The organism is Rhodoplanes roseus (assembly GCF_003258865.1).
Classification (GTDB): Bacteria; Pseudomonadota; Alphaproteobacteria; order Rhizobiales; family Xanthobacteraceae; genus Rhodoplanes; species Rhodoplanes roseus.
The window spans coordinates 1-14,011 of record NZ_NPEX01000148.1 but is presented as its reverse complement, the minus strand read 5'-3'; the positions used below and the strand labels follow the sequence as shown (position 1 = coordinate 14,011).

Annotated in this window: 11 protein-coding genes; 5 read left to right on the top strand and 6 right to left on the bottom strand. The window is 70.0% G+C overall.

What is annotated here, in order from left to right:
* The coding region (recQ, locus tag CH341_RS19310) for a DNA helicase RecQ (protein ID WP_111420620.1) at positions 1–1,582 on the bottom strand (1,582 nt) is incomplete at its 3' end.
* A 182-nt stretch (positions 1,583–1,764) separates the two neighbouring features.
* Between recQ and CH341_RS19305 the strand changes: the two genes are divergently transcribed.
* The 5 genes from CH341_RS19305 (at position 1,765) to CH341_RS19285 (ending at position 7,256) form a co-directional block, all read left to right on the top strand.
* A complete protein-coding gene (locus CH341_RS19305) occupies positions 1,765–2,778 on the top strand; it encodes a zinc-binding alcohol dehydrogenase family protein (RefSeq protein WP_111420619.1) in 1,014 nt (337 codons plus the stop codon).
* A 158-nt stretch (positions 2,779–2,936) separates the two neighbouring features.
* Positions 2,937–3,941: a Bug family tripartite tricarboxylate transporter substrate binding protein gene (locus CH341_RS19300; RefSeq protein ID WP_111420618.1), complete on the top strand. Its 1,005-nt coding sequence runs from the start codon at positions 2,937–2,939 to the stop codon at positions 3,939–3,941.
* Positions 3,942–4,045: 104 nt separating this feature from the next.
* Complete coding sequence (locus CH341_RS19295; protein ID WP_111420617.1) at positions 4,046–5,293, top strand: putative DNA modification/repair radical SAM protein; 1,248 nt, start codon at positions 4,046–4,048, stop codon at positions 5,291–5,293.
* A gap of 2 nt (positions 5,294–5,295) precedes the next feature.
* Positions 5,296–6,711, top strand: coding sequence for a UdgX family uracil-DNA binding protein (locus tag CH341_RS19290; RefSeq protein ID WP_111420616.1), 1,416 nt, complete (start codon positions 5,296–5,298; stop codon positions 6,709–6,711).
* Positions 6,712–6,998: 287 nt separating this feature from the next.
* Positions 6,999–7,256, top strand: a complete 258-nt coding sequence (locus CH341_RS19285) for a hypothetical protein (RefSeq protein WP_111420615.1) — start codon at positions 6,999–7,001, stop codon at positions 7,254–7,256.
* A gap of 36 nt (positions 7,257–7,292) precedes the next feature.
* Here CH341_RS19285 and CH341_RS19280 read toward each other — a convergent pair whose 3' ends face one another.
* The 5 genes from CH341_RS19280 to CH341_RS19260 all read right to left on the bottom strand — a co-directional run.
* On the bottom strand, positions 7,293–8,780 hold the full coding sequence (locus CH341_RS19280; protein WP_111420614.1) for a chlorohydrolase family protein: 1,488 nt from the start codon (positions 8,778–8,780) through the stop codon (positions 7,293–7,295).
* Positions 8,781–8,793: 13 nt separating this feature from the next.
* On the bottom strand, positions 8,794–10,719 hold the full coding sequence (locus tag CH341_RS19275) for a TRAP transporter permease (protein ID WP_111420613.1): 1,926 nt from the start codon (positions 10,717–10,719) through the stop codon (positions 8,794–8,796).
* Entirely contained in the window at positions 10,716–11,708 is a 993-nt protein-coding gene (locus CH341_RS19270; RefSeq protein WP_111420612.1) for a TAXI family TRAP transporter solute-binding subunit, read from the bottom strand. The genes CH341_RS19275 and CH341_RS19270 overlap by 4 nt, the downstream gene beginning before the upstream one ends.
* Positions 11,709–11,745: 37 nt before the next feature.
* Positions 11,746–13,155, bottom strand: coding sequence for a UbiD family decarboxylase (locus tag CH341_RS19265; protein WP_146604543.1), 1,410 nt, complete (start codon positions 13,153–13,155; stop codon positions 11,746–11,748).
* Between the two features lie 155 nt (positions 13,156–13,310).
* The coding region (locus tag CH341_RS19260) for a TRAP transporter large permease subunit (RefSeq protein WP_146604542.1) at positions 13,311–14,011 on the bottom strand (701 nt) is incomplete at its 5' end.

Sequence of the window (14,011 nt, the reverse complement as noted above, 5' to 3'; positions counted from 1 at the left end):
CGCGGCGCGCCGTCGCCGCCTGCTCGCGCAGCATCACGCGGGTGGCGCCCTTCAGCACGTCGCGCGACGAGTCGGTCAGCCGCAGGCCGCCGAACGCCTCGCTGTCCGCCCGCAGATGGCCGAGCGCGACGAGCTGACGCGCCACCGCGCGCCACTGCTTCTCGGTGAGCTCGCCGCCGATGCCGAACACCGACAACGTCTCGTGACGCAGCTGCACGACGCGCTCGGTGGCGCGACCGAGCAGCACGTCGATCAGATGCGCGACGCCGAAGCGCTGGCCGGTGCGATAGGCGCAGGACAACAGCTTCTGGGCCGCGACGCTGCCGTCCCACAGCTTCGGCGGGGCGAGGCAGTTGTCGCAGTTGCCGCAGGCGGGCGCGCTGCGCTCGCCGAAATAGCCGAGCAGATGGGCGCGCCGGCAGCCGGCCGTCTCGGCGAGGCCGACCAGCGCGTCGAGCTTTTCGCGCGACACCCGCTTGAACGCGTCCGTGCCGGTGGATTCGTCGATCATCCGGCGCTGCTGCACGATGTCGGAGAGGCCGTAGGCCATCCAGGCGTCGGCCGGCTTGCCGTCGCGGCCGGCCCGTCCGGTCTCCTGATAATAGGCCTCGATGTTCTTCGGCAGATCGAGATGCGCGACGAAGCGCACGTCCGGCTTGTCGATGCCCATGCCGAACGCGATCGTGGCGACGACCACGAGGCCGTCCTCGTTGATGAAGCGGTCCTGATTTTTCGCGCGCAGCTCGGCCGGCAGGCCGGCGTGATAGGGCAGGGCCGGAATGCCGGCCTTGGTCAGCGCGGCCGCCGTCTCCTCGACCTTGGCGCGAGAGAGGCAGTAGACGATGCCGGCGTCGCCGGCGTGGCGCTCGGCGATGAACGCCTCGAGCTGGCGCGGGGCGTTGTGCTTCTCGACGATCTCGTAGCGGATGTTGGGACGGTCGAAGCTGGCGACGAAGCTCGGCGATCCGACGAGGCCGAGCCGCTCGACGATCTCGGCGCGGGTGCGGTCGTCGGCCGTCGCGGTGAGCGCGAGGCGCGGCACGTCGGGGAAGCGCTCGGCCAGCACCGACAGGCCGATGTATTCGGGGCGGAAGTCGTGCCCCCATTGCGACACGCAATGCGCCTCGTCGATGGCGAACAGCGCGATTCTCGCGCGCTCCAGCACGGCGAGGCAGCGCGGGGTGAGCAGCCGCTCGGGCGCCACGTAGACGAGGTCGAGCTCGCCGGCGACGATGTGGCGCTCCACCGCGGCCGCCTCGTCGAACGAGAGCGTCGAGTTCAGCACCGCGGCGCGGACGCCGGCCTCCAGGAGACCGGCGACCTGGTCGCGCATCAGCGCGATGAGCGGCGAGACGACGATGCCGCAGCCGTCCCGCAGCAGCGCCGGCACCTGATAGCACAGCGATTTCCCGCCGCCGGTCGGCATCAGCACGAGGCCGTGCCCGCCCGCCGTGACGTGCCGCACGATCTCTTCCTGGGCGCCCCGGAAGGCCGGCAGGCCGAACACGGAGTTGAGCACCGAGAGAGCGGTGGGACGCGCGTCGGCCTCGCGCCGGACGGGGGGAACCAAGCTGGAAGCCATGCGCCTGCGATCGAGTCGGACGGGAAAGCCGGCGGACGATACCCGTCGGGACGCGGCGCAGCAATTCGCGCGCGCCGGGCGCCCTGGGTGACACAAGGACTATTCGTTTCCCTTTTTGCCCACGAGGCCCGATCGTCGCCGGCGGTACGCGGCCGTTGCCGCGCGCGACATCGGAGACCGACATGAAAGCCATCGGATATCGCACCCCCGGGCCGCTCACGGCCGACGGTCCGCTCGTCGCCTTCGAGGCCGAAACGCCCACCCTGCGTCCCCGCGACCTCCTGGTCCGCGTGAAGGCCGTGTCCGTGAACCCGGTCGACACGAAGGTGCGGGCCGCCGCGGCCCCGCCGGAGGGCGAGGCCCGCATCCTCGGCTTCGACGCCGCCGGCGTGGTCGAGGCCGTGGGCCCCGAGGTGACCGGCTATTCGGCGGGGGACGAGGTCTTCTATGCCGGCTCGATCGACCGGGCCGGCAGCAACGCCGAGCTGCAGGCCGTCGACGAGCGCATCGTCGGCCGCAAGCCGGCGACGCTCGGCTTCGCCGACGCCGCCGCGCTGCCGCTGACCAGCATCACGGCGTGGGAGCTGCTGTTCGACCGGCTCGCCGTTCCGTATGGTCGCAAGACCGAGGCCGGTGCCCTCCTGGTGATCAACGGGGCCGGCGGGGTCGGCTCGATCCTGATCCAGCTCGCCCGGCGCCTCACCGGCCTCACCGTCGTCGCGACCGCCTCGCGGCCCGAGACCATCGCCTGGTGCACGGCCCTGGGCGCCCACCACGTGATCGATCACCGCCAGCCGCTCGACCAGGGGCTGGCCGCGATCGGGATCCCCGAGGTGAAATACGTCGCCGGCCTGTCCGGCACCGAAGGGCACCTGCCGGCCATCGTCCGCTCGCTGAAGCCGCACGGAAAGTTCGCCCTCATCGACGACCCCAAGGTGCTCGACATCGCACCGTTCAAGATGAAGTCGCTGTCGGTGCACTGGGAGTTGATGTTCACGCGGCCGCGCTTCGGCACGCCCGACATCGCCGAGCAGCGCCGCCTGCTCGACGAGGTCTCGGCCCTGGTCGACGCCGGCGTGCTGCGCACCACCGCGAAGCAGCATCTCGGCCCGCTGTCGGCCGAGACCCTGCGGGAGGCGCATCGGGCCATCGAGAGCGGCCGGACGATCGGCAAGATCGTGCTCGACGGCCTCTGAGGGCGCCGCAGCGACCTCCCGGTCCGCGACCATGATCTCCGCGACCTCCTGGCGAGTGGCGCCGTTCGCGTCCCTCGCATAGGCTCGGTCCGTCAACGACGCTCGACGTCGAAACCGCAGAGCAACTGCGCCGCAACGATCTGTCCTGGGGAGGACGCATGACCACGTTTCGCCACGCGCGCCGGCGCGCGCTGTTCCATGGCGGGCTGCTGCTCGCCGCCGGTCTCCTGCTCGTGTCCGGGTTTTCACAAGCGTCGAGGGCGCAGGACTGGCCCACCCGCACTCTCACCGTGATCGTGCCGCCGGGCGCCGGCAGCGCCAGCGACATCATGGCCCGGGTCGTGATGGAGCAGGTGGGCCGCCAGCTCGGCCAGACCGTGGTGGTGGAGAACCGCCCGGGCGCCGGCGGCACCATCGGCGCCAATGCCGTCGCCAAGGCGGCCCCGGACGGCTACACGATCCTGGCCTTCGGCGCCCTGGGCACGGCCCATGCGCTGTATCCGAAGCTGCCCTACGACACCTTGAAGGATTTTTCGGCCGTCGTTCCGTTCGGCCGTCAGCCGCTGGTGATCGTCGCCAATCCGGCCAAGTACAAGACGCTGCAGGATCTCGTCGCGGCCGGCAAGGACAGGCCGGAGGGCCTGAACTTCTCCACCGCCGGCGTCGGATCGGCCTCCCATTTCGGCGCCGAGCGCCTGCGGGTCGCCGCCGGCTTCAAGGCCCAGCACATCCCGTTCAAGGGCGCGGCCGAGGCGGTGACCGACGTGATCGCGGGCCGCTCGGACTTTTCCGCTCAGCTCTTCACCACCTCGCTGCCGCAGATCCGCGAGAAGCAGCTCGTCGCACTGGCCGTCAGCGCCCCGACGCGGTCGGCGGTGCTGCCCGAGGTGCCGACGCTGGTCGAGGCCGGGGTGTCGGCGGAAGGCATCTACCCGTTCTACTCGGGCCTGTTCGTCCCGGCCGGCACGCCGCGGGCGATCGTCGACCGGCTGCATCGCGAGACCGCGGCCGCTCTGCAGGTCTCGGCCGTGAAGGAGCGGCTGGCGACGCTCGGGGTCGAGCCGATGCCGATGACGCCGGACCAGTTCGAGGCGTTCTTCCGCGAGGACACCGAGGCGGCGGTGGCACTCGTCAAGGCGGCGGGCATCAAGCCGGCGTTCTGACCGAGGCGGCGGGCGCGGTTTCGCTCCGCGGAGCTGCGCTCGCGCTTGCGCGACTATTGCGCTGGCCCTAAAAAGAACAAAACACGAACGCAAGATGCGGGACCATGCCGCTCGACCTGCTGAAAAAGCTCGAAATCCTGGCCGACGCCGCCAAGTACGACGCCTCCTGCGCGTCGTCGGGCGGCAGCAAACGGGATTCGCTGCGCGGCGGCATCGGCTCCACCACCGGGGCCGGCATCTGCCACGCCTTCACGCCGGACGGCCGTTGCGTCTCGCTGCTGAAGATCCTGCTCACCAATTTCTGCCGCTACGACTGCGCCTATTGCGTCAGCCGCCGCTCCAGCAACGTGGCGCGGGCGCGCTTCTCGGTCGACGAGGTGGTGCGGCTCACGCTGGATCTCTACCGCCGCAACTGCATCGAGGGCCTGTTCCTGTCGTCCGGGATCGCCCGCGGCGAGGACGAGACCATGGGCGAGCTCGTGCGGGTCGCGCGCACGCTGCGCACCGCCCACGGGTTTCGCGGCTACATCCATCTGAAGACCATTCCGGGTGCGTCCGATGCGCTGGTCGCGGAGGCCGGCCGCTGGGCCGACCGGCTGTCGATCAATGTCGAGCTGCCGAGCGAGACCTCGCTCTCGACCTATGCGCCCGAGAAGGACGCGACGAGCATCCGCAGAGGGATGGCGGCGACCCGCACCCTGATCGACGAGGCGGTCGATGCCCGCAAGCCGGCCCCCGGCGCGATCCGTCGCGCGAAACCGCCGCGCTTCGCCCCGGCCGGCCAGTCCACCCAGATGATCGTCGGCGCCGATCGTGCCGACGATCTCGCGATCCTGGGCGCCTCGACGGCGCTCTACGCCTCCTATCGGCTCAAGCGAGTCTACTATGCGGCCTTCAGCCCCACCGGCCACCCCTCCGCCGGCCTGCCGCAGGCGGCGACCCCGCTGATCCGCGAGCATCGCCTCTATCAGGCCGACTGGCTGCTGCGCTTCTACGGATTCGAGCTGCCGGATCTGGTGACGGCGGCACCGTCCGGCATGCTGGACCAGGCGATCGATCCGAAGCTCGCCTGGGCGCTGGCGCGGCGCGACCAGTTTCCGGTCGACGTCAACGCTGCCCCGCGGGAGGCGCTGCTCCGTGTGCCGGGGCTCGGCGTGCGCGCCGTCGATCGCATTCTCGTCGCACGGCGCAGCGCTACCCTCCGCCTCGCCGACATCGCGCGGCTCTCCGGCGGCCTGTCCCGGACCCGGCCGTTCATCGTGACGGCCGACTGGCGGCCGACCGCGTCGCTCGACGACGCGCATCTGCGCCGCCGGCTCGCGCCGGCGCCGGTCCAGCTCTCGTTGTTCTGATCATGCATGCGGTGCGTCTCCCGGGAGATGCGGACGACGCGACCTTCCGGGCCGCCGCGAAACGCTGCATCGCGCTCGATCTCGCTCCCCAGGATGTGGCCTTCATGGACGAGGCGGCGCCGTCGCTGTTTCCGCCGCTGCCGGACGGGACCGACGCGGGCACGTCGTTCAGCGTGTCGCGCGCCTATCAGGATCTGCTGCACGACGCGATCTGCCACCGCGCCGCCGACCGCTTCGATCTGCTCTACGACGTGCTGTGGCGCGTCGTTCACGGGGCCCGCGGCCTCGCCGCCAATCCGGCCGACCCGGCGGTCGCGCGGCTCTCCGGCTATGCCCGGGCGGTGCGGCGCGACGTCCATAAGATGCATGCGTTCCTGCGGTTCCGCCCGCGCGAGATCGACGGCCGCACCCGTCATGTCGCCTGGTTCGAGCCGCAGCATTTCACGCTGAGGCGCGCCGCCCCGTTCTTCGTCGATCGCTTCGCCGGCATGGACTGGCTGATCGCGACCCCGATCGGCACCGCGGCGTGGTGCGAGGGCCGGCTGGTGTTCGGACCGCCGGCCGACAAGCCGGCCGATGCCGACGACCCGGTGCTGGACGAGCTGTGGTCCACCTACTACCGCACGACCTTCAATCCGGCGCGCCTGCGGCTCGACGCCATGCGCCGCGAGATGCCGCGGAATTTCTGGGCCAACATGCCGGAGACGCGGCAGATCCCGGCGATGGTCGCGGCGGCCGGCCGGCGCGTCGCCGGGATGCGGGCGCAAGCCCCCGACGTGCCGCCGGCCTTCTCCGAGCGGGTGGCGGCGCATTGGCGACCCGCCGTCGTGCGTTCCGACACGCCCCTCGACGAGTTGCGTGCCGAGGTCGCGGCCTGCCGGCGCTGTCCGCTGCACGGACCGGCCACCCAGGCCGTGTTCGGCGAAGGACCGCCCGACGCCTCGATCGTGTTCGTCGGCGAGCAGCCCGGCGACCAGGAGGATCTCGCCGGCCGCCCCTTCGTCGGACCCGCCGGGCAGCTGTTCGACCGCGCCCTCGCCGAAGCCGGCATCGATCGTTCGGCCGTCTACTGCACCAATGCAGTCAAGCACTTCAAGTACGAGCCGCGGGGCAGGCGGCGGATCCACAAGAAGCCCGATCCCGGCGAGGTGACGGCATGCCGCTGGTGGCTCGACCGCGAGCTCGATGCGCTGGCGCCGCGCCTCGTGGTGGCGCTCGGCGGAACTTCGGCCGGAGCGCTGTCGGGCCGCGCCGTCTCGGTGCTGAGCGAGCGCGGGCCGGCGCAGTTCGGGGCGCGCGCCGGCTGGATCACGATGCATCCGTCGTTCCTGCTGCGGGTTCCGGATGCGGCCCGGCAGGCCGAGGAATACCGCGCCTTCGTCGCCGATCTGCGTGGCATTCGCGAGGCGGCGGCATGAACGTGCCGGTACCATCGACGCCCGCGAGGCGGCGGAATTCTCATGATGCGATTGGCAGGAGTCGCGAGCGGGCCGCGGCCGGAAAATCCGCCTCCGACACAATCAAAAACAAGAATATTCGTCGGCTTGAGTCGGGCGGCCGCTCGGCGCATCGTCGTCGGGCCGACAAAGAGGCACGGTATGTGCAGGGTCGGCCGCGGGATTTGATGGAGCAGCTTGCGCCGCGTCACCAAGCGCTAAAGCGCCACGAAGCGACTTCGTGGGCTCCGGCACGAAAGGAACCGACGATGAGCCTCGTCCAGGGCGATCTCTCCGCACGACCACGGTCCGAACCGACCCACCACGCCTATGCCGTGGAGGTCGACGACACCACGGTGGGAATCGTGATCCGCGACAGCGGCAACGACTACACCTTCATCGCCGCCGCGCCGGCCTTCTACCCGCTCGATCAGCGCCGCTTCGCCAGTCCCGCGGCGGCCCAGCGCGCCGCTCTCGCCCTGCATTGCGATCGCAGCGGTACCTTGCGCAGCTTCGCGGCAGGCTGATCAATTCGGAGTCGTCGGTGCAGATCCGGCCGAGCGTCACGTCGCGGTCGGATAGCACCACGGGCAGGCGTCCTCGTGGGTGCGACCCAGCGGGTCCCACTCCTGCAGGGTCGCCCACACCTGCTCGCCGGCGGCCTGGGCCTCGTCGCGCAACGCGGCGAAGTCCACGCCGGGAATGACGCCGCCCCGCATGACCACGGCGCCGTCGATCACCACGGTGTCGACGTCGTCGCCCACCCCGCACTCCACCACGCTCTTCACCGGATCGCGCACCGGCCCGTAGCGCAGCGTGTTGCGTCCCGTGAGGTCGATCACCACGATGTCGGCCCGTGCCCCCGGCGCCAGCCGGCCGAGATCGTCGCGGCCGAGCGAGCGCGCCCCGCCCAGCGTCGCCGCCTCGAACACCTCGCCGGCCGTCGCGGCGAAATAGGTGTGGCTGGTGATCTTTCCGAGATACGACGCCGTGCGCATGTTCATGATCATGTCGCGCGGATAGGTGTCGGAGCCGAGCGCGATGTTGATGCCGGCGGCCTGGTACTTCTGCCAGGAGTCGAGCACGCGGGCGCGGCGCACGATGTTGATCGGGCAGTGCGAGATGCTGGCGCCGGCACGTCCCATCAGGGCGAGGTCCTGCGCCACCGAGTAATTGAGGTTGGGATTGTCGGAGACGAAGTTGCCGTGGCCGATATTGAGGGTCGGACGCAGCATGCCGATCGAGTCCAGAAGCTCGATCGGCGTCTTCATGTGCTCCTTCACCACCTCGTAGAACTCGATGACGCTGTAGGCGGCGTGCGTCGCCATCGGCAGCTTGCGGGCGTCGGCCTCCTGCACGGTCTTGCGCAACACCTCGACGCTGCAGGTCTCGACCTCGCGCGGGACCAGGATGCCGCGCACGCGCCCGTCGGCGGCGCCATCGTTGCGGTCGATCCACTCCAGCGCGGTGGCGAGGCCGTCCAGGCCGAGCTGGTCGTTGCGCACCCGCTTCAGCCGGCCCTCCGAATCGCCGACCCAGCGGCCGCAATCGTAACCGGGCGCCAGATAGGCGCGGGCGCCGAGCCGCGTCACCTCGGCGAGCAGCGCATCCTGGACGCGGAGCTGGCTGCCGTATTCGACGAAGGTGGTGACGCCGTTGCGGATCAGCTCGGCCACCGTGAAGCGGGCGTTGAGCTGGAACGCCGCCTCCGAGCCGGCGTCGCCGTGCTTGAGATATCGCGGGTCGCCCTTGACGACCTTGCCTTCCTTGGGAACCGAGATCTCCAGGAACGGCTGGCCGTAATACATCGGCCGACCCGTGTCGGTGATCAGCCGGTGCGAGGCGCGGTGGCCGGAATGGACGTGGGTGTCGATGAAGCCCGGCGCCACCAGCTTGCCGGTCGCGTCGATCACCTCGTCGACGTCGCCCGGGAACGGCCCGCCGACATGCAGGATCACGCCGTCCTCGTAGACGACCTCGCCGTCGCGGATCAGCGTGTGATGGCTGTCTCGATGGCCGACCACCCAGGAGCCGGTGATCTTGGTGCGCATGCGGGTCTCCGGCTCAGGACGTGGGAAGCGCCGTGACGCCGGCGGACCGGGCACGACGCCAGAACTGGACGCCGAGCACCGCGGCGGCGCCGGCAAAGCCGATCAGGTCGAGGCGTGGATCGGGCGTGATCATCAGGATTCCGCCGATGAAGAGAACAGCACGCGACGCGAGCGGCAGCGCTCCGAACAGGTAACCGCCCGATGCCGCCGCGACGGCGATCACGGCGAGCGATCCGGTCAGGACCGACGGCAGGACCTGCAGGAGGGGCCCCTGCAGCAGCAGGCCCTGATCGGCCACGAAGGCGAACGGGATGAGGAAGCCCGGGATGGCGATCAAGAACGAGATCAGCCCGGTGACCCACAGGCTGGCACCGCTGATTCCGGCGGCCGCATAGGCGGCGAGCGCGACCGGCGGCGTCACCATCGACAGCACGGCGAAGTAGAAGATGAACAGGTGGCCGGCGAGCGCCGGCACGCCGAGCCCCTGCAGGGCCGGTCCGACCAGCACGGCGGCGACCAGATAGGCCGCCGCGGTCGGCATGCCCATGCCGAGCACCAGCGTCAGCAGCATGGCGCCGATCAGCGACACCAGCAGCGAGTCCCCCGCCACGGCGATCAACCAGCGCTCGAGATGCAGGGCCATCCCGGTCTGCACCAGCACGCCGACCACGATGCCGGCGACGGCCGACGGGATCGCCACCTCGGCGGCACCGCGCGCGCCGCGCACGATCGACTCGTAGATGGCGCCGATGCCGAGCCGCGTCGAACGCCGGACCCAGCTCACCGTGACGATCGCGGCCAGCGTCACGGCGCCGACCAGCATCAGCGAGTGCTGCTCGCTCAGGAGGTAGATCATCAGCGCCAGCGGCAGCAGGATGTGCCAGCGCTCCTTCAGGCCGGCGATCGATTCGGCGACCGGCAGGACCTGGTTCGGCCCTAGCCCGTGCCGCCGCGCATGCGAGTCGACCAGCACGTAGAGCGACAGATAGTAGAGTGCTGCCGGCACGATCGCCGCGAACGCGACGGTCGCGTAGGGCACCCCGACCACGTCGGCCAGGATGAAGGCGGCGGCGCCCATCACGGGCGGGGCGAGCTGGCCGCCCGTCGACGCCGTCGCCTCGATGGCGCCCGCGAACGTGCCCTTGAATCCGGTGCGCTTCATCAGCGGAATCGTGATGATGCCGTCGACCAGCACGTTGGCGACGGCGCTGCCCGACACGGTGCCGAACAGGCCGGACGAGACGACGGCCGCCTTGGCGGCGCCGCCCCAGCTCCGCCCGGTGACGCAATAGGCGAGATCGACGAAGAGCTGTCCGGCGCCCGAACGCTCCAGGAAGGCGCCGACCAGCACGAAGTAGAACACCATCTGGGCGGAGGCCGCGACCGGCGTGCCGAAGATGCCGTTGGTCGAGAGCACCTGCAGGTCGATGAACCGCATGAAGGTCATGCCGCGATGCGCGAGCAGCGCCGGCAGCCAGGGCCCGAGGAACGCATAGGCGATGAAGATGCCGGCCAGCAGAGCCAGCGCCAGGCCGGCGATGCGCCGGCAGGCCTCGAGCAGCAGCACGATCAGCAGCGTACCGAAGACCTCGTCGAGCGGGTACACCTCGTCGACCCCGAACACGCGTTCCGAGACGCGCGCGCCCTGCGCGGCGAAATAGAGCGCGCAGGCGAGGGCGAGAACCGCGGCGGCGAGATCCCAGGGCGGCAGCGCATCGGTCGCGGCCTGGCGTCGACCGGACGCCGCGACCGTCATGAAGACGATCGCCGCCGTGAAGCCGACGTGAATGCCGAGGAGCGTCAGGTCGTAGAGCGAGCGGCCGGTCGCCAGCGGCAGGAACTGCACCACCGTGAGCGCGACCGCGACGATCCCGATCAGAGCCTGCACCCAACGCCCCGGCAGGGCGCCGAACCCCGAACGCGCCGCGCCGTCGCTCATTTGAGCAGGCCCGCTTCCTTGTAGTACTTCGCCGCGCCCGGATGCAGCGGGCAGTTGCCGTTGAGGGCCGGCTCGGCGGCGCGCTTGGGATCGAAATCGGCGAGGCCCGAATGGATCCGCGGCAGCTTGTCGGCGCCCTCGATGAGGGTCTTGGTGAAGGTGTAGACGACGTCCTCGGGAACGCTGGCGCCGACCAGGATGTTGGAGACCGCCATCACGGTCGGCACCGGCTCGGTCTGGCCCTTGAAGGTGTTGGCCGGCATCGTCGTGGCGGCCCAGCCGTATTTCTCGACCATCCCCTTGATCACCGGCGCCGGCAGGGGCAGCACGACCACGTCGTTGACCGTGACGATCTGGCTTGCCGAGGGATGGCCCTTGGTGACCACATGGGCCCAGCCGTCGGTCTGGCCGTCCTTGATGGCCTCGGCGACGGCGGAGCGCTCGGACGGCTCGATCAGGCCGCCCTTTTTGGCGACGTCGTCGCGGCTCGAGCCGAGCAGGGAGAGCACCTGACGGACACCGACTTCCCCGGTGCCGCCGGCCCGGGTGGTCATCAGCCGGACCTTGTTCTTGCCCTGGGCGATCTCCTCCCACGAGGTCACGCCGAGGCTGCGCCGCATGAAGGCCGCGAAATAGTAGATGTCGAGGCCGCCGGCCAGCGCCATCACCTTGTTCTGCTTGCTGCTGAACGAGCCGAAGCCGCCGCAGCCCTCCGCCGAGGTGACGGCGAAGCTGATGCCGAGCTCGGCCTCGCCGCTCTGGATGAGCTTGATGTTGCCGACGCCGCCGGCGATCGGCAGGACGTCGATCTTGGAGCCGGCCGGCAGCTTTTGCATCACCATGTCGGCCATGCCGGCGCCGTAGTTGTACCAGGCGGAGCCGATTCCGACGGTGGCGAAGCGCAGTTGCACGGGCTGCTGCGCGAAAGCGGATCCAGTCAAAAGAAGGGACCCGGCGACTGCGAGGCCGATCGCTGAACGCTTTCTCATGTCCTTCTCCTTCCGTTGTGAGACCCGCCCGCGTGCCTCAGGTCGGCACGCCGGCGCTCGCGAGAATGCCGCGCACCCGCGCGCGCTGCTCGTCCGAGATGGTGAGGCGCTCGGCGAAGTCCTTGCCGACCGGGCGGGTGGCGTCGATGCCCATCTTGGTCAGCGTGAAGGTCTGTGGATCGGAGGTCGGATCCAGGATCGCGCCCTTGCAGCCCGGCATCATCACGATGTCCTGCTCGGCCCGCACCCGGGTCGCCACCGCCCACATGACGTCGTTCATGTCGAAGATGTCGACGTCCTCGTCCACCACGATCACGTACTTGGTGTAGAACTCGGTTCCCAGCGCCGCCATGATGGCCTGCTGCGGCTCCCCCTGCGCGGTCTTCTTCATCTTCACGAAGGCCATGAAGGCGCCGCAGGTGGTGTGCGGCACGTGCACGGCCAGCACGTTGGGCAGGTTGCGGCGCAGCGTGTTGAGGATCTCGCCCTCGCGCGTCACGCACGACACCAGGATGTGGTCCTTGGCCATGCCCGAGGCGACCGAGTGGAACATGGCGTCGCGCCGCATGCGGATCCGATGTGCCACGAAGACGTTCTGGGTGCTGCGGTACGAGGCGTAGCCGGTGAACTCGCCGAACGGGCCCTCGGGCTCGTGCACGCCAGGCAGGATCTCGCCCTCGATGACGATCTCGGCGCCGGCCGGCACCTCGATCCCGGTGTTGCCGCAGCGCGCCAGCCGGTAGGGAGCGCCGAACAGGCCGCCGATGATCTCGAACTTCCGCACGTTGGGCGGATAGGCGTAGACCATCGAGCCCATGTAGTGCAGCGGATGGACGCCGAGCGTGATGGCGACGGGCAGCGACTCGCCGCGCTCCTCGGCCCGCCGGTGGAACTCCCACATGCGCCGACGCGAGTGCAGCGACACGCCGAGCCGGTTCTTGCCCTTCAGCATCAGCCGGTGGAAGCCGGTGGTGTCCACGCCGGTCACCGGATCGCGGGCGACGAGCTGCCCGGCCGTGATGTAGGGAGCCCCGTCGACCGAGAAGTGGATCGGAATGGGCAGCCTGGTCAGGTCGACGTCGTCGCCTTCGAGCGTCACCTCCTGCCAGGGCGCGGTGTCGACCACCTCGCAGGGGAGGTAGCGCTGGCATCGCTCGCGGAACGCGGTCGGCAGGTCGGCCGCCTCGACGCCGAGGCAGGCGGCCAGCAGGCGGCGGTTGCCGGTCGTATTGGTGACCACCGGCATGCTGTGGCCCTCGACGGTCTCGAAGACCACGACGGGATCGCGTCCGGCCTTCTCCAGCTCGAACACTGTCGAGGTGATGTCGAGGTGCGTGCGCACGGGCTCACGGATCCGGAGGATCTCCTCGGGATACGTGGTCGCGACCATCTCGAGGAAGCCGCGGAGGCTCTGGTCGTCCAGGGGAAGTCCTTTCGGAGGGAGCACGGCAAAGAACCTATTTTTAGGATGTTAGAACCACCAGGATCGGACAAGACCAAACAATGCGCAAGCGAGCTTAAACGGGCGGCAACGGCGCCGGTAGCGCGGTCCGGCGCCACCGGGGCCGTCCGCCGCGGGTTTGTATACCAGGAATGAGCGCCCTAGAGGCTCGGCAGCCACGTCGCGAGCTGCGGAAATGTCGCGATTCCGACCACGACGGCGATCAGCACGATCCAGTAAGGGATGGCCCCGCGGAAAATCTCCGCGAGCTCGACCGTGCGGTCCGGCACGGCCGCTTTCACGGTGAACACCAGGATGCCGAACGGCGGTGTCAGCAGCCCGGTCTCGATCGCCAGAATGCCGATGATGGCGAAGGCCAGCGGATCGAAGCCGAGATGGGCCGCGATGGGGGCGAAGATCGGGACGGTGAGCAGGATGATCGAGATCGAGTCGATCAGACAGCCGAGCACGAACCAGATGCCGACCATGACGGTGAGGATGCCCCAGGCGCCGAGTCCGGTGGCGAGCAGGAACGACTTCGCCACCTCGGTGAAGCCCGTCATCGACAGGACGCGCGAATAGAGCTGGGCGCAGAACAGCAGCAGCAGCAGCGGGCCCGAGGTGCGGCCGACGTCGAGCACGACGTCGCGAATCTCGCGCGGCTTGATCCCCTTGATCAGCGCCAGCACCAGCGCTCCGACGGCGCCGACGCCGGCGCCTTCGGTCGGCGTGCACAGGCCGAGCCAGATCGCGGCGAGCACGCCCATCACGAGGACGACGACCAGCCCGGTGCTGCGCAGCAGCGGCCCGATCGGCTCGTCGCTCGGCAGCCCGGTGGGCTGGTCTCCCATGGTGACGCCGG